The sequence below is a fragment of the Clostridium sp. MF28 genome, from assembly GCF_002969175.1.
Taxonomy (GTDB): Bacteria; Bacillota; Clostridia; order Clostridiales; family Clostridiaceae; genus Clostridium; species Clostridium beijerinckii.
This window is the reverse complement of record NZ_CP014331.1, coordinates 4,341,308-4,364,870: the sequence shown is the minus strand read 5'-3', so window position 1 is coordinate 4,364,870 and position 23,563 is coordinate 4,341,308. Positions and strand designations below refer to the sequence as shown.

Sequence of the window (23,563 nt, the reverse complement as noted above, 5' to 3'; positions counted from 1 at the left end):
ATAAATATCATTCTATCTATTTAAAAATTAGAATAGATTAAAATATACATTGATAATCAATCTAAAATAAAAAGATCCCAAAATAATTCAAATTACTTTGAGATCTTTTCTTCTCATTCTAAATTTCAAGAAATAAATTATTAATAATCAACCCATAAACTTATTAATCTCATCCATATCCATATTAGGTTGGACTGCCATGTTTATCCCATTGGCTATTATTCTTGATAAAGAATTAACCATTAAATCAATGTCCTTAGGTGTAACTATCATATCCATACTTGCTTTTGATGACATCACTTCCTTAATGAGTCTTTCCTTCTCATTTTTATCAAGAGATTTTAACATTTTATAAAATTCATTTCCACTTGATGAATTATTTATTAATGAATCTATTACAGAGTCTATAGTATCATTAGCAATTGTTGTTGCATCTACAACTGTTGGAATGCCTACTGCAATAACCTTAACTCCTAAATTTTCTTCATTTATTTGTTTTCTATTATTGCCTACTCCTGCACCCGGCGATATTCCAGTATCTCCAATTTGAATTGTTGTGTTGACTCTTTCAACTCTTCTTGCAGCTAGAGCATCTATACATATCACTAGGTCTGGTTTAATTTTTTCTACAACGCCTTTAATTATTTCCACAGTTTCGATTCCTGTAACTCCAAGCACTCCAGGCGCTATAGAGCAAACAGGTCTTACAGACTCATCAATTGCTTCTGGCATAACTGTTTGTAAATGCCTAGTTACCATAATCTTTTCTGTCACTTTAGGACCTAAAGCATCTGGTGTCACTTGCCAATTTCCAAGTCCTACAACTAATACTGTTTTCTCTGTATCAATCTTAATTAATCTTTGCAGAATCTCTGATACTACTTGTGAAACTCTATCCATAGTTTCACCATCATATGCTGTAAAGTCTGGCATTCCTATAGTTATATAATTTCCCTTTGGCTTTCCAATTTTTTTAGCACCTTCATCATTTTTTACCTTTACTGTAGTTACCTTAATATCATCATCACTTTCTTCTATAACTTCTATTCCATCTATATCTACTTCATCCTTGTGACTTTCTTTATAAATTTCTCTCGCTTCAAGTACTAAATCTGTTCTTACATTTATCATACCAACACCTCTTTATAAATTTACTCAGTCTTATTTTTCCTTTTTCTTTGAATTTAATACTTGAATTACATAACTTCTGATGCTATAATAAGGTTTGTTGAATATGAACTCGTACGCAGATTTCCCCAAAAACTGCAGAGACCCTATAAAAATTTAAGGGGGTGAATTAAGAATGGCAAATATAAAATCAGCAAAAAAGAGAATTAAAGTTACTGAAACTAAGACTTTAAAGAACAGAATGATTAAGTCTGCTTTAAAGACTACTATAAAGAAATTTGAAGCTGCTATAGAAGCTAAGAATAATGAAGAAGCTAAAGCTTTATTTACATCAGTTGTTAAGTCATTAGATATGGCTGCTACTAAGGGAGTTGTTCATAAAAATATGGCTGCTAGAAAGAAATCAAGATTAGCTGCTAAGTTAAACTCTATGGCATAATCTTAAAACCCATCTAAGTAGATGGGTTATTTTTTTATATTCTTAATAAATATTATTTTTTAACTGTAAGTGTATTTATTAAAAGGAATTCCATTTCCATATTCTTATCTATTCCAGTTGATTTTAACTTTGTTTCTGTATTAACGCAAAGCTTAATTAACTCTGATAACTGCTTTTCTGTGAATTTATTTGTCTGCATTATTAATTTTTCACAAACAAACTGCGGCAACCTATAGTCTGACATAAAATCATCTACTTTTTTTCCATTGCTAAGTTTTATCTTTATCTCATATAATCTCAAGAAATGCTTTTGAATAGCACTTATTATCAGCATATGCTGGTCTGATTTATATAAAATTTCCTTCATAGTATCTATAGCTTTATCAATTTTTTTGGTAGCTATTAATTCAACTAAATCAAAAGTATCATCCTCACTTGATTTTGAAATAAGTATATCAATATCCTCTTTTTTTATCTCTCTTTCACCACAATACGATATAAGCTTGTCAGCTTCTCTTTTTATAATGTCAAAATTATTATAGACTTTCTCACAGAAATAAGATAACTCAGTTCTTCCAATTTGTTTTCCCTTCTCTTTAAATACTTCCGATACTTTCTTTAAATATTTGTCCCTTTTTAATTTATCACAATATACTATTGTTAATGATTTACCAATAGTAGCTAATTTCTTATTTTTATTTGGTCTATCTCTCTTATCATTCAATAAATAATACATTATTAATACTGTATATGGAGGTAAATTTGATATATAGCTCTTAATATCATTGTATATTTTAGTTCCTGACGAATCAGTTTTGTCCTGTAAAAAATTAGACCTATAAACAACCACAACTTTTTTTTCTCCCATGAATGGCATTGTTTCACACGCATTCATGATAGCATCAAAACTTGTATTCATTCCATCTATCCTTATTAAATTAAGATCCATAAATTCTTCAGCTATATTCTTTTTTATAATCAGACTTATTCCATCTTTAATAAATTCTTCATCTAACCCACAAAATATATATCCATTTTTTATATTTCCTTTTTCAATCTCTTGCTCATAAACTTCGTAATTAATCACTTTAATTTTCCTTTCGTATAAAATGTGCTTCTAATTTAATTCTAATATAAATCTATAAACCTATACTAATATTCCGTCTATTATAAATATGTTATTAGTGATCCTATCATTAAAATTTATTATATCATACTCTTCATGTTGAGTTTTATCACTTGTAACTTTTAATAGATATTTTTTAGTACCAGTATCTAGAACGTAATCTTTTCCTTTGAAACTTATTTTATAAATTCCATTCATAATAATCGTACTTCTCTGTCTAAAATATTTTGTTGCAAGTGCTGATTTAGAAAGTCTATTTAAATCAATTTGATTTTTATTGGACATTAGTATTCTATCACCTTTATAAGAAAATAAAATAGCACCTTCTTTATAATACCTTATACTTGGAATTGGACTATATATCTGAATTGTAATTATAAAAATAGCTATAAGAGGAAGATAAACAAACTTTTTATATCCTTTATTCACAAAGTAAGCACTAAACATTAAAAATAGATAGAAGAAAACTACATTTTCATTTCCATAAAACATTGGCAATGAAAAGTTCTCCATATAATTTAGAATACAATCAAACATATTTATTATTTTCAAGTTTATATAACTGCAAAAATCAAATAATTGAGTATAAGTATATGTCAATACCAATGCATTTCCTGTAATAACCATAAGATCTACAAATGGAGCCAAAATTAAGTTTCCAATAATAAAATTTGCTGAAAAATCCCTAAAAATTAAAATTAGATATGGTAACGTAAATATCTGAGCGCTTAATGTTAAACTTAATGCTTCTCTTAATTTAATGTTCAATTTATATAATGTATTGTTAAACTTCTTATTAAACATTGCTATTCCCAAAGTAGCTAAATAAGATAAGTGAAAAGATATATTAAAAATACTATAAGGTTCATAAAGAACCAAAAACGTTGCAGAGAAACACAGAGCAGAAATTGAATTATTATTTCTTTTTAAAATACGTCCACCTTCTACACATGCAAGCATTAAAAAAGACCTTATACTAGAATAATTGAGTCCTGTAAATACAACATATATCATAGTTACCAAAATTCCTAAATTTCTCCCAACAAAAATTCTTATAAAACCATATACTATAGCTACATGTAACCCTGAAACGCTTATGCTATGTATAATTCCAAAGTTTTTCATGTCATCTTTGTCTTCAAAATCTAAATAATCGCAATAACCAAAAGCAATTGATGATATTAACCCTGCCTTTCTTGTTCCTAAATTTTCTTCTAACCGCAAATATATATTTCTTTTAATCTCATAAAGCTTTGTTATCAAGTCTCCATTAATCTTATACAATACTTTAGGCTCTACTTCCCCAACTATCCCATTATATCTATCTTGTATGTCATCAACTTTTCCTATAATTTTATATTTTTCACCTACGCTTAAATTCTTATCATTAGTTCTTATCGTAATACTCTTACCTTCATAGCTTCCTATAACACCATAATTGCTTACTTTTATTATCCTTACTTCGCCGTCTATTTTGCTTGGAATTTTATAATAGGAACAATTAATTAAAATTCCAACAACAAAAAAAATAATCATAATAACAAAGAAACTGAAACCACAATAATAAAATATGCATATAAAAAAGAAGGCTACAATGAATATTGTAAGCCCCCTAAATTCCTTATTCATTCCATAGAAAATACAACTAATTGCAAGCGTCAAAAATATGTATATTAGTGGATTTCCTACATCTCCTATTTTTTTAGAGAACATCAACTCACCTCATTAATGAGTTTTGCCACTTTCTAGCTAAAATTTCAAAGATTAATAAAAATATTATCGATGCTGCTATTTCTATTCCTATTATATCTCTAATTAATATTCCATTAATTAGAATCATACTAATTACGGCAATAATAATTACTAACAATGATATAACAGGCATAATCAATTCGTTAGAAAATTTTCTTATAGAAATATTGCTATTAAACAATGTAAATAATAAAATTCCAATTGATAATATAGTTAATGTCACTATCGCTGCTTCCTTATCACCAAGTTTGTAAATTGAAACCATTGTAATTATGCTTAGAACAAATGATCTAACTATCATTTCATTTCTAGTAATATCTCGCCCTTTTTTAAGTAATATTATTAATGATAATGGAATGAATAAAACTCCATTTATCGTTACCACATTTCCAAATTCTAAACTTCCAGTTTGTCCCATTATAATACTTCCTACTAAAGTTAGAAGTTCTGAGAATAGAGCAATGAAATATACTTTGAATCCTCTATCTATATTGCCATCAAATACTCTGGAAAAATCTCTTATTTTAAAGAACCCATCTAGGTAATTTTCTTTAATATATACATCTGATACCTTTTTTACAATTGTAGATGCTTTTCCCTTACCTATTCCTACGTTTGATAAGTTGAGTGCTGGAAGATCGCCTAACGTTTCACCAGTAGTTGCAACTTTATGGCCATCTTTTATAAATAATGAAACAATCTTTGATTTAATTTCTGGATTTACTCTGCAAAAAACCCTTACCCTACAAAGCAAATCCTTTAATTCTTGATGATTTAAAGAATCCAGTTCTATTCCTGCTACTACCTGATTATTATTCTTTATTATATTAGCCATTTTTGCATTTGTTATAGCACTTAATTTACTTTCTTCTGTAAATAATATTGGTACTATTGCTTTATCCTTAATTCGATTTATTGTATTTTCGAGATTCTCTTCAAGTGGATTTTCCAATCCAATTATTCCAACAAAGACCATGTTGCTTTCTATATTTTCAGATTTAGATGGTTCATAAGTAAAGTTTCTATACGCAAAACCTTCTGTTATTAACCCTTCTATAGATAAATTCATATCAACTTCCTTTATTTTTGCTTTGTATTCATCCGTAATCTCTTTCTCGATACCTTCTATCATGACATGTGTACATTGTTCTAAAACATCATCTACGTTTCCTCTAGTATTAGCTCTATATCTGTTATTAAATTTACTTACAACTGTAGAGAATCTTTTATCAGAATCCATAGGTATATCTAAAATTTTAGAATTCCTACTATCTATAGCAGCTTTGTAGATTTTTTTTCTAGCAGCATAACTTAGAAAAGCAAGCTCATCTAACTCTCCTTTTCCACTATCATCACTTGGATTATAAATAGCGTTATTACATACTAATGATATTTCAACTATCCTATCAAAGGTTGTCTCTTTTACATACGGATCTTCAGTCGATATCAAATTATCGTTAATAAATAGTTTTTTGACTATCATTTCTTTTTTGCTTATTGCACCAACTTTATCTAAAAATAAAATATTAACATCTTTAATTAAATTAAATACTGAAAAATTTATTATTTCTATATTTTCATTCCTAAAGCTTTTAATTATATTTTTAAAAACTAATTTCGCGATTATAGTAACTGGAAAACAACCAAGGGCAAATAAAGCTGTGCATATGTAATTTTTGTTTGCATCTTGTCCTGTATATACAAAATATGATCCTATAATTATAATTCCTAGGAAATAAATTAATAAATATCTTTCTAAAATTTTAGATATCATTGTCCCAAAATTATGTTTTCTATTACTTGCATACGTAAGCATGGTAAGCATTCTACCTAACTGAGTAGAATTACCAGTGGATATTACTATACCTAGTCCGCTACCTGATTTTATTATAGACCCTTTAAACAATATATTTTTCATATCTGTTAAAGAAAATATATTTCCTACTATCTTACTTTCAAATTTCTCCTTATAAAATGCTTCTCCTGTTATACTCTTTTCGTCAACTTTAATTTCATTAGCACTTATTATTCTTATATCTGATGGAATAACAGAGTCTTTATTAATTTTTACTATATCGCCCATTACTAATTCTTCAGATTTTATAATTTTCTGGGCTCCATCTCTAATAACTACTGTATCTGCAGAATTCAGCCTTTCTAAAGCTCCAATTTCTTTATCTCTTTTTATAGTATGCATTACTATTAAAATTAAATTTAATAATAATATCAAGGCTGTTATTATACCAAATAAATAATGTTCAAATACGAATAAAATTATTGTAATTATCAAATTTATAATTATAGATTTTTGCTTTAAAGCATTTAGTATATGTTTATAAATTTTATTTCCACTTGGTAAATCAATCTTATTGGTCCCATATTTTAATCTTAATGCTTCACAATCATTTTCACTAAGTCCACTTTGAACATTACTATTTAGTAATTCAACTATTTGAGCCCAAGAGTTATTGCAGTATTTTTCCAAAAAAACCCCACCATTCTAATTACTTCATTAATAACTTCTTTATTATACTATATTTTTCATTTTTATATATATACATTCATTTATAGTATAATTATACGTTTAAAGACATTAAAAGGCAAAACTTTAATATCTTATATATATTTTCGATACATATTTATAAAAGTTAATTTTATTTAAGCATTTCTACTATAATAATCTTCATTGGGCTCAATTATTTTTCCATATTAAATTTATTTATTTTTTGGTTTTTGGATTAAAGATTAGTGCCATAAGATATCCAAAGAATATTGATGCTGTAATCCCTGCTGCAGCTCCTTTAATTCCACCTGTAAAAGCTCCTAATAATCCTATTTCATCTACCTCTTTTATTGCAGCTTTAGCTAATGCATTTCCAAAGCTCGGTAACGGAACTGTAGCTCCCGCTCCGCCAATAGAAACTAATTTATCATACCATCCAAAAGCACCTACTATAGCTCCAAGCACAACAAACACTACTAAGATTCTTCCTGGAGTTAATTTTGTGACGTCTATTAATATTTGACCTATAACGCAAATAATGCCCCCAACTATGAATGCACTTATATAATTCATTCACTTTTCATTCCTTTCAAACAAAAGATTTTTATAATCTAACATCTCGTTTATTTATAAGTTTCCTCTTACTTAATTTGAATTCATTTCAATAGCGACTGCATGTGCTATTCCTGGAATTGTCTCACCTTGAAGAGAAGACGTAGTGCTCATAAGTGCACCTGTAGAAACTAATAATACTCTTTTAATTTCCTTTTTCATAAGTCTTTTATATAAATAACCTGTAAAAACAACTGCTGAACATCCACAACCACTTCCACCTGACAATGTATTCTGCTTTTCATTATCAAATATAATTTCGCCGCAATCTATATGTTGATTTCTAATATTATATCCAAAGTCTTCAATTAATTTATCAGCAAGTTCTCTTCCTATTACGCCTAAATCTCCTGTAGCTATAATTCATAATCTTCCGGTTTTCTTCCTGTATCCTTAAAATGATTTACAATTGTATCTGCCGCTGCTGGCGCCATAGCTGCTCCCATATTATTAGCATCTTTTTGCCCATAATCTTTAACTTTTCCTGTTGTCACATATGTTATTTCCGGATAATTCCCCTCATGTCCTAAAACTAATGCTCCTGATCCAGTCACTGTCCACTGAGCTGTGGCTGGTCTCTGAGATCCATATTCAAGCGGAAATCTGAACTGCCTTTCGGCTGAACTAAAATGTGAAGATGTAGCTGCAACCACGTATTTAGCAAATCCTCCGTCCATAATTATTGACGCTAAACTCAAAGATTCTGACATAGTGGAACAAGCACCGTATAATCCAAAGAATGGAATACTGAATTCTCTAGCTGCAAAGCTTGATGAAATAATTTGGTTTAATAGGTCTCCTGAAAATAAATAATCTATATCTGTTTCTTTAAGGTTCCCTTTTTTTAAAGCTTGCGATATAGCTGTAAACATCATCTCGCTTTCGGCTTTTTCAAAACTTTCCTTTCCTAACATGTCATCGTTTAATATATCATCAAAATATTCACTTAGCGGTCCTTCCCCTTCTTTAGGGCCTACTATAGAATGCGTCGATATTATTTTGGGTGGATTATCTAATTTTACAGTTTGATTTCCTATCTTTTTATTCTTCATTTGCAAATTAATCACTCCTCTACATTTTTGAATTAAAAGCAACTCGATTATTTATCAAAAAAATACATATCCCCATCTTAAAATTCCAATTCCTTTTTTGATTTAAATTATTGCAATTATATAATAAATTATTCCTATTATTACTGATGTACCAATACCATATACCAATACTGGTCCCGCAATTGTAAACATTTTGGCTGCGACTCCAAATATAAATCCTTCTTTTTTAAACTCTATTGCTGGAGAAACTACAGCATTAGAAAACCCAGTTATCGGAACAACAGTACCAGCTCCACCAAAATTAGCTAATTTAGCATATACTCCAGTACCTGTTAACAAAGCTCCTAAAAATACCATTATAATAGGAACCATATTCATTATTTGTTCTTCTGCAATTCCAAATCCTGCTGCAATATTGTAAATCAATTGACCTACATCGCATATCAATCCTCCAACTAAAAACGCTTTTAAGCAATCTTTAAGTATCTTTGATTTTGGAATGGCTTCATTGGCCATATCATTATATTTTTGCTTTATGCTTTCTTCATTTACTTCTTTATTATTAGTCAAGATGATCACTCTCCTTTTTTACCTGTATATCTATCATTTGCAAAATTATTAAGATTAATCGTGTTATTTTTTGGCATATATTTTATAAAAAAATAGAATATATATTTGATCTAATTTAATAAAAAATTATACAAATACATATTCTATAATAATTCTTTTTTATGTTTATCATTTTTCTTACCAATGTGTAATTAGCAAATTTTATTCTTCTAATTTTTTCCGCATTTCAGCTAAAACCTTCTTTTCAATTCTCGATACCTGCACTTGGCTTATACCTAACATTTTAGCTACTTGAACTTGTGTTTTATCTTTAAAATAACGTAACATTATAATCTGCTTAGCTTTATTATCTAAACTATTTAATGCTTCTTTAAGAGCTATCTTTTCAATAAGATTTTCATCATCTGCACTTTTCTCACTTAGTTTATCTATTAAAAGAACTGGAGCTCCATCATCCTGATGTATTGTATCATATAAATATTGTAAGCTATTAGAAGATTCAATTGCAAATAAAATCTCCTCCTTATCAACATTTGCATAATCTGCAAGCTCTTCTATAGTAGGTGATCTCTTGAGCTTTTTTGTTAAAATCTCTTTCTGAAAATGTATCTTTCTAGCAAGGCTTTTAACATTACGACTTACCTTTATCATCCCATCATCTCTTAAAAATCTCTTTATTTCTCCTATAATCATAGGAACTGCATAAGTAGAGAACTTAACATTATAATTTAAGTCGAAATTATTAATAGCTTTAACTAACCCAATAGATCCTATTTGAAATATATCTTCATAATCATATCCCCTATTTAGAAATTTCTTACTTATAGATGACACCAATGGCAAATTCATTTCTATTAATGTATTCATAGCATCAGTATCGCCACTTCTTGCTAGAGCTAACAGCTTGGGATTCTTATCATAATTATAATCCTCTCGTTTTAAATCCTCTTTTTCCATCTTATTTCACCTAACTTACCACGTTAAATTTCTTCTTAATTACCACCTTTGTACCATTACCTTTTTCACTGTCAACCTCTAACGCATCCATAAATGTCTCCATTACAGTGAATCCCATACCAGATCTTTCCAAATCAGGTCTTGATGTATATAATGGCTCCATAGCTTGCTCTATGTTATCAATTCCAATTCCTTTATCAATAATCGCTATAGTTACTTGATCTTCATTAATTTCTGCTTCAATTCTAACTAATCCATCTTCTCTATTTTCATATCCATGTATTATAGAATTAGTAACTGCCTCAGACACTGCTGTTTTTACATCATTTATTTCATCAATTGTTGGATCTAATTGAGCAACAAAAGCTGCAACTGCAACTCTTGCAAAAGCTTCATTTTCAGATTTGCTTACAAATTCTATGCTCATTTTATTGTCAGACATGATAACCCCTCCATCTAAATGCACCTTACTGCTTCATCTACAGTATTATAATTTTTAATTAACTTGTACAATCCGGCCAGTTCAAAAATTCTATTAACATTCTTATTAGGTTCTGCAATACAAAGCATCCCCCCTTTGTTCGATAGTTTTTTATATCTACCCAAGACAGCTCCAATTCCTGAACTATCCATAAAAGTAACTCCTGAAAAATTTAAAATAACTTTTTCTATATTATCTCTATCTATCCTATCATCAATTTTTACTCTAACTTCCTCTGCACTATTATGATCTAGTTCACCACTAAGAGTAGTTATTAGAATATTTTTTTGTTTCTCAAATTTTAAATACATATTAATTAAGAATATCTCACAATGTAGTTTTAAACTTATATATTTAAGTTTTAAGATATTCTACGTTCACCTCCTCTTTTCCCTCATTTCATCTTTTACCATATTTTAACATACTATTTTATTCAACGTCAAACTATTTATTACATTTTTTTCTATTTATTATAACTCATTATCTTAATTATCCGCCTATATCACATATATTAAGGATATATAAAATAAAGATACCGATAATTACCTAAACTACATAATTATCAAATATTAAATGAATCTCTTGCTTTTATTTAATGCATAAAAAATAGAAGATAATCTCGATATACTCATATAAATATATATCATAAGATCATCCTCTATTTTATTTTCTTATAGATATCTAACTTAAAGATTTGACTTATTAAATAAGCCAATAATTACTTTTTCTTTTTTCCACCCTTATATTTTAAAATTTCATTTTCTATTTCCTTAAAGAAACTTTTTACTGATTCTCCTTCATCAAGTATTAATACTTCAATAGCATCCTCTAAAGTTTCCATGGTATATATATGAAATTTTCCATTTCTAACATCATCTTCAACTTCATATCTTAATATTAATTCATCGGCATTTGTACTTGGAATTAAGACACCTTTTCCATCTGTTTTATCAATAATGCTGCAAACTCTATGGAATCCTTCAATTTTTTCATTGGCCCCACCAATTGCCTGAATTTCTCCAAACTGATTTATAGATCCAGTGACAGCAATATTTTGCCTTATTGGCCTCTTACTTAAAGCTGATAGAATACATATTATCTCTGCCACAGAAGCACTATCTCCCTCAAGCATTCCATAAGTCTGTTCAAAACTTAATTGAAAATCTACTGGCAATTTTTCATAAGGACTTATTAAATTACTTAATAGTCCTCGCAATATTCCAATCGATTTTTCATGGATATTTCCACTCATTTTGCATTCTTTATGAACATCTATTATCCTTCCATCTCCTATATTTGATAAGCATGTTATCCTCATAGGCTTACCAAAACTATAGGATCCATTTCCAACTACAGAAAGCCCATTTATTATTCCTGTTTTTCTTCCGTTTACTGTTATCAATATTTTTTTACTTTTATAATTATCCATTATATCTTCCAAAATCTTTTCATCTTCATATGCTACATCAATTATATCTTGCTTTTCTATATTTTTTCTTTTATCTTCTTTTGCATTATTATTGGATAGATGCAGTAATTTATTTATATAATAATCATCTATAGATATTTTATTTCTTTGACCTGCGACCCTAGCAAGGAATTTAATCATTTCCTTAAGAGCATCATCTGTTATATTCAATAAGTTATCTTTTTTTATCTTTTCTTTTATTAATCCTTCAATAGAATTTTTAGTAATATCATTATATTTTAATTCGGTATCCGCTTCTATCCTGATTGGAAATATTTGTTTAAAGTCTTCATCATTATCATATAATATCTGAAAACTCTCATAGTCTCCTATTAAAATAACCTTCAAATTAATAGGAATTGACTCTGGCTTTAATCCTGCGAGAGATATCATTTCTAAATAGCTCTTCGTATAATTATAGTTTATTTTGCCATGAATTAATGATTTCTTTAGATAGTAGTAGCTTACACCACTACTTATTAACGAACTTAATCTTAATATAAGACATCCTTCATTAGCCTTTAACAAACTACCAGCAGAAATCAAAGATATATCTGTACTATATCCCCCGTTATTGTTTCTATATTCAATGGTACCAATTAAGTTTCCAATAGTAGGATCTTCATCATAGATAACTCTCGGATGATCTATGGCGGAATTATCAACAATTACATTTACATTATAATTAGAGAATATATCTTTTAGACAATCTTCATCATCTTCCAAATTAATAGTATAACACTCAACTACTCTTTCTTCTATATCATCATACATTTGAAGAAGATATTTATAAACATCATCCTGGGAAATAAATTGTAATAATAAATCATCCTTATGACTCTGCATATTCTTTTTCAAAAAATCTTTGTATATACTTTTAAGTTTCTTAATCGATTTTATTTCAATATCTTTTAATGTCTCTAGAATTTCTTCTGCTTCTTTTTTTAATTTTGATGCTTGTTTTTCGATACTTTCTTGAGTGTTACTTTCGAGACTGTCATATTCATTTTGAGTCATCTCATTGCCTTCATCTTTCAAAGGAATAAACACAAATCCTCCGCTAGTTGCTTTAACATCAAAATTCTTATTTTTTGCTGAATCCATAAGTTTTGTTATATAATTATTCCTTTTTTCACTTATTTCTTCAATAATATCTTCCTTTTCCTCATCTGAAGAACTACTATAAAACTCTACTATGCATTCAAAGTATTTCTCTTTTATATCATCAATCATTTCTTTTAATATATTTCCTTTACCATTTGGTAAAAACAATGCAGTAGGATTTAGTTGTTCTTGTGATGTTACATAGCAAATGTCTTTTGGTGCAGGAAGTTTTTCATATATATTTTCAACACACTCTATTAAATTCTCTAGTTTCTCTTTTGAAAATGAATCTACGTAATATATATTGTATCCTTCTTTTTCAACACTCAAGCTCTTTTTAATTCTATTTAAAGTAGATGTAAATTCGGGTACTCTATTAATATTACTTTTTTTAATGTTATCTGTACACGAAGTACAAAAAATAATTTCATTTGGAGTTAATTCTTTCTTCATATCTTATCCCACTTTGAATCTATTATATACTTAATTAAAATATTTCAAAGCAGACCCCTCCCTAAATTGATAGTATATAATATTAATATTCTTTAAATGGCAAAATAGATATATTTTTTTATAAACTAAAACATAAATAATATTAAAAGTCAGAATAAAATCACAGGCAACCATGAAATTCTAAGTTTTTTTATACCTCTGTCTTTTCCAACTCATATGAGAAAAATATAGCATTAAATAAAAAAATGATTACCTAGATATTAATCTTAGCAACCATCTTAAAAATATTAATTACATAGAATATCAACAATTTACATTTCATTTAACATCCAAATAAAAAAATTCAATACTCCTGCATACACTAACCAAGCCAAATAAGGAATTAATAAAAATGCCTTATTTCCAATCTTTTCATAAAACCTCTTTATAGTTAAAATTACAAAGATAATCAAAATAATAAGTTCTAAAAATGCTAACGCATAAAGCTTAAACCCAAAGAAAATTATAGTCCATAAAAAATTTAATAATAGTTGTATGGCGTAAACAAATAATGCAGAGCTTACATCTATATTCTCATATTTTAAAATATATACTTTATATGAGCATATTCCCATAATTATATAAAGTATGGTCCACACAATCGGAAAAACCATTGCAGGCGGTGAAAAAGGTGGCTTAATTAAGCTTTCATATATTGATCTCATATTAGGAACTAATAATGTTGAAAGCCACCCTATTAAAAGTGGAATAATTATTGATACAAACAATGGAATAATTCTTATCCTTTTTTTATTCCCTGACTTTTCTGACATAAATTATACACCTCAAATTTAAGTAATTAGTTTAACATAACTAATTTAATATATGTTTATTTATGTAAAACTATGATTAATTAATAAAACTATTTATCACAAGTTTATTTATATCAAATTGTAATTATTTTTAGTACCTATAAATTTATTAAATTCATATCCACTTACTTTTTTTCATTTCCTATTAAGTTAATTCTACTCAATATATATATCCGAAAACTCTATATCTATCTTTTCTTCTAATAAATTTGTTTCCCAATCTTCATTATTGAATTTATCTTCATGCAATTGCTGAGCCATAGGCATAATTATTGTGAATTCATTTCCTCTATTATTTGATGTGAGCCGTATATTTCCTTCTTGAAGTTCAACTAAGGCTTTAGTTAAAAATAACCCTAAACCGCTTCCTTCTTTTAGTCTATTAAAAGTTTTATTCAGTTTAGTGAATTTATCAAAAATATATGGAATGGTTTCTTTATCAATTTTCAAGCCATCATTTTTAACTTTTATAGCAACTTTGTTATCCATATAAAGCTCTACACTCACATTTATTTTTCCACCTTGCTTTCCATATTTAACAGAATTGGAAAGAATATTTAACATAATTCTAGTTATCATCTCCTTATCACACTTAACATAGATTTCCTCTTCCTGTGCATCAAATGTCAGAGTATTATTTATTAATTTTATGTACTTATTAGACGCCATCGAAACCTCTTCTACAATGTTAACTATATTATGTATTTTTAGATTCGGAATTAGATACCCCTCTGAAACTTTATTAGCATCTATAAAATTATTAATAGTCCTTATAAGCCTTAAACAATTTTGCTTTATAATCTTTCTATTCTTATTTACTCCATCTAGATTATTTTCATTAAAATAAATTTGATTAACCTGCAATGCAGAAAATATAAGATTTATAGGCGTTTTTAGTTCATGAGAAATATTAGAGAAAAATTCTTTTTTTATTTCATCCTCTTGCAAGTATTCTTCAAGAATTTCTCTCATCTTTTTATTTTCTTTAATTTCACTTATATCATGTATGTAAAGAATCTTGCTTATTTTATCTATGGAAGCCAAAAATATTTCAACTTCGAAATCAGTATGTTTCATTTTTATGCATGGAATATAATTGCCTGCTCTCTTAATATCTTCAAGCGTTATATCAAAATACATTTTTATAAAATCATTTATTTCTATTCCTAAGATCTCATCATTAGTTATGTTTAAAGTTTTTAATGTCCTCTTATTTATGTGTCGAAGCCTATCTAAGTAAAATAGAAATACACCACCATAAATAGAATCAATTAGTTCATTATTCCTATCTCCACTCTTTTTGATCATTACACTTATTTCATTTAATATAGAATTCCTTTTCCTTAATATAGAGTTAAGTTCTTTCTTTGTTTTAGTTGCATTTTCGATATTATTATTAAGTTCTTTTAATGAACCATCCACTACTTTACTTATTATGTAATCATAAAATTTATATAAAGTAATACATTTAACAATTAATATAAATTCAGAAACTTTCACATAGCTCATATAAAGGCATATAAATCCCAAATAATTAAATAATATAGAAAAAATATAAAATATTATTTGTCTAAATTCAGCAATGGTAAATTGTTTTCTTTTAGATAGCATATCTTGTGCTGTAGATATGCACAAACCTATGCTTAACAAAACACTTATGGTAATGCTCCATATAAAAAATGATAGTTCATAAGGATTATGTATTCCATTTCCTCCATTAAAGCCAATACCAAGCATTATGATAATTACTATTTCCGATATACATATTACAAGACTCTTTCTATTATTATTTTTAACCAGGAGTCCTATTTTTATTATGCAATATTCTAAAGTAGCGTGCATGCTATAAAAAAGTATGAAGTAACTTTTAGGAATATCCTTAAATAACATTATTATCTCAGTAACATTTATAGCTAGTATCATAATAAGTATTAAATATATCACTTTGAATCTTGCCACAAAACCTTTACCGACAAACTTCCCCCTCATTATATACACATAAATAAACGCCGAACCCATAGATATTGCAATTATATTATTCAATAGCAAATAAAAATTAACATTATCAGTAAGAATAGAGCATAAAATTATTAGTACCGTTAAAAATGAATACTTCTGAATGCTTCTAACTTCTCTAATTCTTATCTTTATTTTATCCAATGCTAAGAAACCATTATACATCTCTATATCCCTTTCATAAATTCAATACTTACAGTTGTCCCTAAATTATTATTTCTTTTTATTTCGATTTTTCCGCCTTGTAGTTCAATTAATTGTTTTACTACAAAAAGCCCTATGCCTGTCCCACTTTTTCTGTCAGGATTACAATTTCCTCCAATTGAATATCTATTAAATGCTTCGTATATAAATTCCTCATCTATTCCAATTCCATTATCTTTTACAGATATATTGACCTTATCATCAAATTCGTTTACCACCACGCATATTTGTCCACCATCTTTAGTAAATTTCACAGCATTAGAAACTAAATTTAGAATTATTCTATACATAAATTCACGATCAATATCCAAGTAACACTCTTCAGTATTAGTATCAAAAATTAAATCTATATTATTTAACTTCACATATTCTACTAATGACATTACATTGTCCTCTATGACCTCAACTATGTTCATATTCTCTAATCTTGGCGTTAAATAATGGGAATTTATCTTTGAATTATCTATTAAATTGTTGGTTAATTTAATTAAAGAGATACAGTTTTGCTTAGATATATCATTATATTTCTTTAATATATCAAAGTCTTCTTTTTCAACATATATTTTTTCTACCTGCATTGCCGAATATATTACATTTATCGGCGTTTTCAAATCATGACTTATATTTGAAAGAAATTCTCTCCTAATACTTTCTTCAATTTGTTTATTCTCAACTTCTTTCCTTATTTCATCCACAAGAACTTTAGAAGTTCTATCTTTAATCAATAGCAATTTCCATGATACATTTTCATAATAAGGCAAAAATTCTGCCTTTATAAATTTTTTTTGATTTCCTATATAGAGAATTGCATCATAATCTTTATTTTCTGCATTATTATTTACAAAATCAATATAATTGCTTATTTTTTTATTTATTATTTCTCTTTTTTTTGAGATTCCCGAAATCTTTAAAAATTGTTTATTCACAAATAATATTCTATCATTATCTGCATTCAGAATTATAATTGGATGGGGCATAAACCTAAATAATGTTGAATATAAATACTCTTTACTTCTTAATAAATTTATTGAACTCTCTAACTTAGCATTTCCTAATTCTATTTCATGATTTAGTTCATCTAGTTCCCCATTTTTATCATTCAACGAACGTGATAAGGCCTTATATGGATCTTTAACCAACCTAGATATAATAAAATTCCAAAGCATTGTAAAGTTTGCAAAATGTATGACTTCAATTAATGCATCTTTTATATATTGGCTATTGTTAAATGCATATATATTAATTAAAAATATCAGAACCGTTGAGGATATGTAAACTTTTATGATGCTCCATCCATGTTCCCTTAAGTAGTTTGATTTTTTTAAATTCATAACTATTTTTATAAATGCTGGTATCTCAATAACCGTATATATAATTTTCACAAAGAGTATAGTCAAATTAGAAAAATAACTCAATAACGTACATGTAATAATTAAAATTAATATTCCGTAACTTTCTATCTTTAATTTTCTTCTTTCCAAATAATATTCAGTTAATACATAACTAGCAAAAGTTTCTATTAGTAATATGCTCTCTCTGCTTAAATTTATATAATTTTTAATTTCTATTAAGCTATTTGCATCATAAATTTTCATTATAAATCCAAACGATGATATAAATATCATTAATGAGAAAAATATTATTATTATCTTCGAAACATATCTTTTGTAAAATCTTCTCACTTGCTTTAATAATACAAATAAAATTATACTTAGGGTTATGTAATAAATTCTAAAAATTAAAGGTATATGTGCACTAGCATCATTAACAATAAATTTTAATATAAAATATAAAAATATACTTATCATATAAATATATATGATTATAGATTTACTCATAACAAAATCATTTGATAGTCTTTTATACTTTTCCATTTTTCCCCCTATTTTATGAAACTATAACCTTATTATATCATTTTCTTCTATTATGCCACCTTACTTTTATAAATAAATGTATACAATTAATTTTTTGCAGAAAAAAATAGCCAGCAATCAGTTGTGTTGACTATTTATTCCAATTAATAATAATTTTATTTTAACAACTACTAATGTCTCAATATTCCACTCTTTTTTAATTTCTCCATAAAATTATTTGTAATACTGTTCATAAATCCTTTTAATAATATTCCAGCAATTAATGAAACAAACATGTATATAGACAAAACTGCTATGTCTTTAATCAATATTGAATACACTATCCCCGCCATAATCTGTCTCATGCCACTAATTGCATATGTGAAAGGCAAAAAAGGAAACAATTTTTGAAAAAATACTGGCGCAACTTCAATCGGAAAGTTACCACTTGCTCCTGCCATCTGAAGTACTAATATTATAACAATTGCGGCTTTCCCTACATCATCTAGTATACTTGCTGCAGTATATATAACAATTACAAATATAATACTTACAAATATACTATAAAAAATATACATTATAGGATGAACTGCATAAACCTTTAGCATAATTAAGCTACCTATACTTGCAACTAATGCTTGGCATACTCCAACTGTCAAAAATAATAATAGTTTTCCTAAATACATTTCATATGGTTTAATCTTTGTTCCATCATCGAATTTAGGTGCTTCAAGCGATAATAAAGCCGATGCCAACAATCCCCCAACCCATAAGCAAAGTACGGTATAAAATGGAGTCGTAGCTGTGCCGTAATTAGGCCATGGAAATAATCTATTATCTTCTATTTCAACTGGACTAGCTACAAAATCACTTTGATTTTCCCAATTGCTTGTCATCATGTCTAATAATTCATCAATTTTATCTTCTTCATCCATGTCCTTGATTTTATCTGACAATTCATGAATCTTATTTTTAGCGTCTGGTAACTTGCTTTTCAAACTAGTTAATTCATCGTTAGTTAAGTTGGTTGCATCCTGTGAAACACTTAGCAATTTTTCTACTTCTGGTAATGTATTTCTCCCTTCATCAATAATAGATAAGCTATCATCTAAAACCTTTCTAGTTGAATTAATGCTCTTTTCTACTCCTGGTACAATTTCTGAATCATAGTTGTCTGTAATATCTGCCACCAAACTATGTACTTCATCTACAACTTTTATAATATCCTTAAGTGTTTGCACATTTAATCCATCATTATCTATTTTCTTAATTTCTTCATCCGATTTATCAGCTACTATTTGTAATTTATCTTCAATCGTATCTAGCTTATCAATATTATCTGAAATCACTTTACTTATATCTTTCAAATCATCTTGCATATTTTTTACTGAATTTAATTGTTTATCTAGTTTGTCTGTAATTAATTTTATCGAATCTATATTCGGAACATTATCACCAAATGAAGGCATTTTGATTTCTATATCACTTAATTTATCAATGAGTTTCTTTATATTTCTAAGTTTATATTTAACATTATTAATCGTCTCTTCTGTTGCAATAGCAGAATCCCTTACATTTAATAACACCTTTTTAGATACTTCTGGTAATACATTCTCATCTAGATTTTTAAGTTCTACACTTGAATTATCGAGTACATTTTCTGATTTTATTAAGTCCTGCTTTACTGTTGGAGAAATATCTGATAGTTTTCCCTGAGTATCATCTAAAACCGATTTACTATTATTTAAAAAATCACTTGATGAATCAATAGCATTAGATATTGTTGGAAGCATATCATTAGTTTTAGTTAACACATTTTTCAAATTAACTGTTCCGTTGCTTGCATCATCTAAAAGTGTTTCGATTTCTGACACATTATCATCTAACTCATATATGTTATCAACTATTTTTCTAAGCTTAGGCCTATTATCTTGTATGTCAACTCCTCTTTCGTTACATATCCTAAACAATATTCCTGAGACTGTCTTAATTACATTTTCGTCTAACTCATTTTTTACTGTTTTTATACCTGAATCTGTCATCTTAGGAGCAATCGCATTTTTCTTCTCATTTACCGTGTATATTAACTTTGGTTTATTAATATTTTTTTCTAACAATGTTGTAATGTCTTCAGAAAAGTTTTCTGGAATTTCAATTGTTGCATAATACTTTTCTAGTAGCAAACCTTGCTCCCCATTTTCCTTATCTGTAAAAACCCATCCTAATTTATCATTTTCCTTAAGTTTATCAACTAAATCTTCTCCTAAATTTATATTCTTGTCCTTAAATACAGTACCTTTATCCTCATTAATAATAGCAATCTTAATTCCAGCTGTATTGGAATAAGGGTCCCATGAAGCTTTTATATTTATCAATGAGTACATAGATGGAATAATTATCATTACCATAATCATAAGTCTTGCTACCCAGTTAGTACGTATTTTATTAATATCTCTTTTATATATTCTAAATATATTCTTCATAATTGATTCCCCTAGTATTGCAATATAGATTATTTTAACTACTCATTATTGAACTTTCTCTTAATTTTTCAACAATATTTATTCTTTTTGCATTTATCGGTTCTTTAGCCAAAACTCCAATAATAATTGACCCTATCATAAACATAAATAATATAATGCTATCTTTAAATAATATTGAATATATTACTCCTGCCATAATTTGTCTAACTCCACTTATTGCATAGGTAAATGGAAGAAATGGAAATAGCTTTTGATATCCTGCCGGATTAACTTCTATTGGAAAATTGCCACTGGTTCCAGCAACTTGTATAACAAGCAATACCACACCTATAACTATTCCTCCATACCCAAAAAGACTAACAGCTGTATAAATTATGCAATTAAATACAACACTTATAAATATACAATAGAAGACAAACATTACTGGATGAACTGAATAAGAATGCAAAATAAATAATGCTCCTAAGCTAGCTACTAAAGCTTGGCCTATTCCTATGAATAAAAATAACGATAGCCTTCCAAAATATTTCTCGTACTTATTTAATTCTTTATCATTTTCTATAGAATGTGACTCTGTTCCAATTAGGACTGATAATACATATCCACCAATCCATAAGCAAAGAACTGTATAAAATGGCGTTACTGTAGATCCATAATTAGGCCATGGGAATAATCTATTATCCTGAATTTCTACAGGACTAGATAAAAAATCACTTTGAGCGTTCCAATCATTTGTTATCATATCTAATAATTCATCAATATCTTTCTTGTTATCTATTTTTTTTAATCTCTGCGCAAGCTCATGTACATTGTCTCTTATATCTGGAAACTTTTCTTTTAATTTTTTTAATTCATCATTAGATAAATCTGCTGCATTCTTGAAAGTATTCAACATCTCTTGAACATCTGGCAAAGTTTTTTTTCCTTGAGCCGATAAGTTTAACCCAGTATCAATTATCTCGCTCATTGAGTCAAACCCCTTATTAATTGTTGGTACAATTTCTGAATCATAATTATCTGTTATATCAGAAACTAAATTATGCAAATCATCTAATACCTTTCTAGTATCTGTAAGATCCTGCATGTCCAATATTTTATCTCCATTATTTAATTTATCAATATCTTTATTAGTTCTATCAATTAGTTTATCAAGATTATTATCTACATTATCTAATCTATCTATGATTTTAGAAATGGTCCTACTTTCTTGCTTTAATAAATCTCTTTGATTTTCAATTACATCTGCTTGTTTATCAAAAATTTGCTGAAGCTTTTTTATTTCATCATAACTTTGTAGTGATTTGTCAATTGAAGGTTTAGGGATTTCTATTTCACTAATCTTATCAATAGCTCTTTTTATATTCTTCAATCTAGACTTAGCATCGCTAGAACTAGTTCTAATTGCTTTAGAAGTGTCTAATATCTGTAACAATGCTTTCTTTTCTACTTCCGGTGATATATTTTCATCAATATTTTTAAGCTCTGTTCCTATAATATCCAGCGTATTTTCACATTCAACAAGATCTTCTTTAATTTTTGGAGATTCATTCTGCAAATCTCCTTGTGTTTCATTTAGAAAACTTTGTGTATTATTTAAAAATTCAGCAGTTTCATCAACAGTGTCTGCTGCAGTTGGTATAAGCTCATTTGTTTTTATCATTAACTCAGAAGCACTTATTGTTCCATTAATTGCTTCATCTAGCATTTTTTCAATTTCTGGCATATTATCATCTAATTTATATACTGAATCTATTATATTTCTAAGCTCAGATCTGTTATTTTGTATATCTATACCAACCTCATCACATAATCTGAACATTATTCCCGATATACTCTTTGCTATATTCTCATCTAATTGAGTTTTGACACTTTTTACACCTGCATCAGTTATTTTAGATGCAATAACATTTTTCTTCTCATTTACAGTATATATTAACTTAGGTTTTGTAACGTCTTTCTTAACTACAGTCGTAACATCCTCTGAAAAATCTTGTGGTATTTCAATCATTGCATAATACTTTTCATTTGTTAAACCATTTTTGGCAGTTTCTTTGTCTACAAATACCCATCCTAATTGATCATTTTCCTTGAGCTTATCAACTAATTCATCGCCTAAATTTATACTATGTTCTTTGTATACCGTTCCCTTATCTTCATTAACAATTGCAACTTCTATTCCCTTCGTATTAGAATATGGATCCCAGGATGCCTCAATATTTATTAATGAATATAAAGATGGTATTATCATTAAAACTACTACAACAAGTGCTGCCACCCAATTAGTAAATATATTCTTCATATCCCGTTTAAAAATATTTATTATATTCTTCATATTCAATGCTCCTGTCAGAAAATATTTCTTTGTATAGATTATATCACACAAAAATGACCAAGAGTCATTTTTTCTCCAATAATTATTTTCCGTACTTAAAACTTTATTTCTATTCTGGAGAAATTAACTATTATACCTTTACCTATTCAATTAAGATGAAATGTATGATAAAAAAATAA

At 27.6% G+C, this 23,563-nt stretch carries 16 protein-coding genes and 1 pseudogene; 1 reads left to right on the top strand and 16 read right to left on the bottom strand.

Annotated elements, in window-relative coordinates:
- Window positions 1-147: 147 nt before the first annotated feature.
- Complete coding sequence (gpr, locus tag AXY43_RS19115; RefSeq protein ID WP_023974013.1) at window positions 148-1,131, bottom strand: GPR endopeptidase; 984 nt, start codon at window positions 1,129-1,131, stop codon at window positions 148-150.
- Window positions 1,132-1,303: 172 nt separating this feature from the next.
- Between gpr and rpsT the strand changes: the two genes are divergently transcribed.
- Entirely contained in the window at window positions 1,304-1,567 is a 264-nt protein-coding gene (rpsT, locus tag AXY43_RS19110; protein ID WP_011968165.1) for a 30S ribosomal protein S20, read from the top strand.
- A 52-nt stretch (window positions 1,568-1,619) separates the two neighbouring features.
- Here the strand turns inward: rpsT and holA are convergent, their stop codons facing one another.
- The 15 genes and pseudogenes from holA to AXY43_RS19035 all read right to left on the bottom strand — a co-directional run bounded on the left by holA (window position 1,620) and on the right by AXY43_RS19035 (window position 23,384).
- Complete coding sequence (holA, locus tag AXY43_RS19105) at window positions 1,620-2,654, bottom strand: DNA polymerase III subunit delta (RefSeq protein ID WP_011968164.1); 1,035 nt, start codon at window positions 2,652-2,654, stop codon at window positions 1,620-1,622.
- A gap of 60 nt (window positions 2,655-2,714) precedes the next feature.
- The gene (locus AXY43_RS19100) at window positions 2,715-4,406 is read right to left on the bottom strand and encodes a ComEC/Rec2 family competence protein (RefSeq protein WP_105411976.1); all 1,692 of its coding nucleotides are present in this window, start codon (window positions 4,404-4,406) and stop codon (window positions 2,715-2,717) included.
- A gap of 4 nt (window positions 4,407-4,410) precedes the next feature.
- A complete protein-coding gene (locus tag AXY43_RS19095) occupies window positions 4,411-6,930 on the bottom strand; it encodes a cation-transporting P-type ATPase (RefSeq protein ID WP_105411975.1) in 2,520 nt (839 codons plus the stop codon).
- A 234-nt stretch (window positions 6,931-7,164) separates the two neighbouring features.
- On the bottom strand, window positions 7,165-7,521 hold the full coding sequence (gene spoVAE / locus AXY43_RS19090) for a stage V sporulation protein AE (RefSeq protein WP_011968161.1): 357 nt from the start codon (window positions 7,519-7,521) through the stop codon (window positions 7,165-7,167).
- A 72-nt stretch (window positions 7,522-7,593) separates the two neighbouring features.
- Window positions 7,594-8,612, bottom strand: a pseudogene (spoVAD, locus tag AXY43_RS19085) (stage V sporulation protein AD).
- 102 nt (window positions 8,613-8,714) lie between these two features.
- Window positions 8,715-9,182 carry a stage V sporulation protein AC gene (gene spoVAC, locus AXY43_RS19080; RefSeq protein WP_105411974.1) on the bottom strand — a complete coding sequence of 156 codons (468 nt, stop codon included), beginning with the start codon at window positions 9,180-9,182 and terminating at the stop codon, window positions 8,715-8,717.
- A 201-nt stretch (window positions 9,183-9,383) separates the two neighbouring features.
- Window positions 9,384-10,139 (bottom strand): RNA polymerase sporulation sigma factor SigF, encoded by a 756-nt coding sequence (sigF, locus tag AXY43_RS19075; RefSeq protein ID WP_011968158.1) that lies wholly within the window; start codon window positions 10,137-10,139, stop codon window positions 9,384-9,386.
- 10 nt (window positions 10,140-10,149) lie between these two features.
- Window positions 10,150-10,581, bottom strand: coding sequence for an anti-sigma F factor (spoIIAB, locus tag AXY43_RS19070; protein WP_011968157.1), 432 nt, complete (start codon window positions 10,579-10,581; stop codon window positions 10,150-10,152).
- Between the two features lie 14 nt (window positions 10,582-10,595).
- Window positions 10,596-10,931 (bottom strand): anti-sigma F factor antagonist, encoded by a 336-nt coding sequence (gene spoIIAA, locus AXY43_RS19065; RefSeq protein WP_011968156.1) that lies wholly within the window; start codon window positions 10,929-10,931, stop codon window positions 10,596-10,598.
- A 407-nt stretch (window positions 10,932-11,338) separates the two neighbouring features.
- Complete coding sequence (locus AXY43_RS19060) at window positions 11,339-13,645, bottom strand: AAA family ATPase (protein ID WP_105411973.1); 2,307 nt, start codon at window positions 13,643-13,645, stop codon at window positions 11,339-11,341.
- A gap of 311 nt (window positions 13,646-13,956) precedes the next feature.
- The gene (locus tag AXY43_RS19055) at window positions 13,957-14,457 is read right to left on the bottom strand and encodes a TspO/MBR family protein (protein ID WP_023974020.1); all 501 of its coding nucleotides are present in this window, start codon (window positions 14,455-14,457) and stop codon (window positions 13,957-13,959) included.
- Between the two features lie 195 nt (window positions 14,458-14,652).
- Window positions 14,653-16,677, bottom strand: a complete 2,025-nt coding sequence (locus AXY43_RS19050) for a sensor histidine kinase (RefSeq protein WP_105411972.1) — start codon at window positions 16,675-16,677, stop codon at window positions 14,653-14,655.
- 2 nt (window positions 16,678-16,679) lie between these two features.
- Window positions 16,680-18,590, bottom strand: a complete 1,911-nt coding sequence (locus AXY43_RS19045; protein WP_105411971.1) for a sensor histidine kinase — start codon at window positions 18,588-18,590, stop codon at window positions 16,680-16,682.
- Window positions 18,591-18,760: 170 nt separating this feature from the next.
- Window positions 18,761-21,052, bottom strand: a complete 2,292-nt coding sequence (locus AXY43_RS19040) for a YhgE/Pip domain-containing protein (protein WP_105411970.1) — start codon at window positions 21,050-21,052, stop codon at window positions 18,761-18,763.
- A 34-nt stretch (window positions 21,053-21,086) separates the two neighbouring features.
- Window positions 21,087-23,384 carry a YhgE/Pip domain-containing protein gene (locus tag AXY43_RS19035; protein ID WP_105411969.1) on the bottom strand — a complete coding sequence of 766 codons (2,298 nt, stop codon included), beginning with the start codon at window positions 23,382-23,384 and terminating at the stop codon, window positions 21,087-21,089.
- Between the last annotated feature and the right edge of the window lie 179 nt (window positions 23,385-23,563).

Excerpts from the sequence above, each read along its gene's own strand:
- gpr (WP_023974013.1), bottom strand. The coding sequence starts at position 1,131 with ATGATAAATGTAAGAACAGATTTAGTACTTGAAGCGAGAGAAATTTAT.
- rpsT (WP_011968165.1), top strand. The coding sequence starts at position 1,304 with ATGGCAAATATAAAATCAGCAAAAAAGAGAATTAAAGTTACTGAAACT.
- AXY43_RS19100 (WP_105411976.1), bottom strand. The coding sequence starts at position 4,406 with ATGTTCTCTAAAAAAATAGGAGATGTAGGAAATCCACTAATATACATA.
- spoVAE (WP_011968161.1), bottom strand. The coding sequence starts at position 7,521 with ATGAATTATATAAGTGCATTCATAGTTGGGGGCATTATTTGCGTTATA.
- sigF (WP_011968158.1), bottom strand. The coding sequence starts at position 10,139 with ATGGAAAAAGAGGATTTAAAACGAGAGGATTATAATTATGATAAGAAT.
- spoIIAB (WP_011968157.1), bottom strand. The coding sequence starts at position 10,581 with ATGTCTGACAATAAAATGAGCATAGAATTTGTAAGCAAATCTGAAAAT.
- spoIIAA (WP_011968156.1), bottom strand. The coding sequence starts at position 10,931 with ATGTATTTAAAATTTGAGAAACAAAAAAATATTCTAATAACTACTCTT.
- AXY43_RS19060 (WP_105411973.1), bottom strand. The coding sequence starts at position 13,645 with ATGAAGAAAGAATTAACTCCAAATGAAATTATTTTTTGTACTTCGTGT.
- AXY43_RS19055 (WP_023974020.1), bottom strand. The coding sequence starts at position 14,457 with ATGTCAGAAAAGTCAGGGAATAAAAAAAGGATAAGAATTATTCCATTG.
- AXY43_RS19050 (WP_105411972.1), bottom strand. The coding sequence starts at position 16,677 with ATGTATAATGGTTTCTTAGCATTGGATAAAATAAAGATAAGAATTAGA.
- AXY43_RS19045 (WP_105411971.1), bottom strand. The coding sequence starts at position 18,590 with ATGGAAAAGTATAAAAGACTATCAAATGATTTTGTTATGAGTAAATCT.
- AXY43_RS19040 (WP_105411970.1), bottom strand. The coding sequence starts at position 21,052 with ATGAAGAATATATTTAGAATATATAAAAGAGATATTAATAAAATACGT.
- AXY43_RS19035 (WP_105411969.1), bottom strand. The coding sequence starts at position 23,384 with ATGAAGAATATAATAAATATTTTTAAACGGGATATGAAGAATATATTT.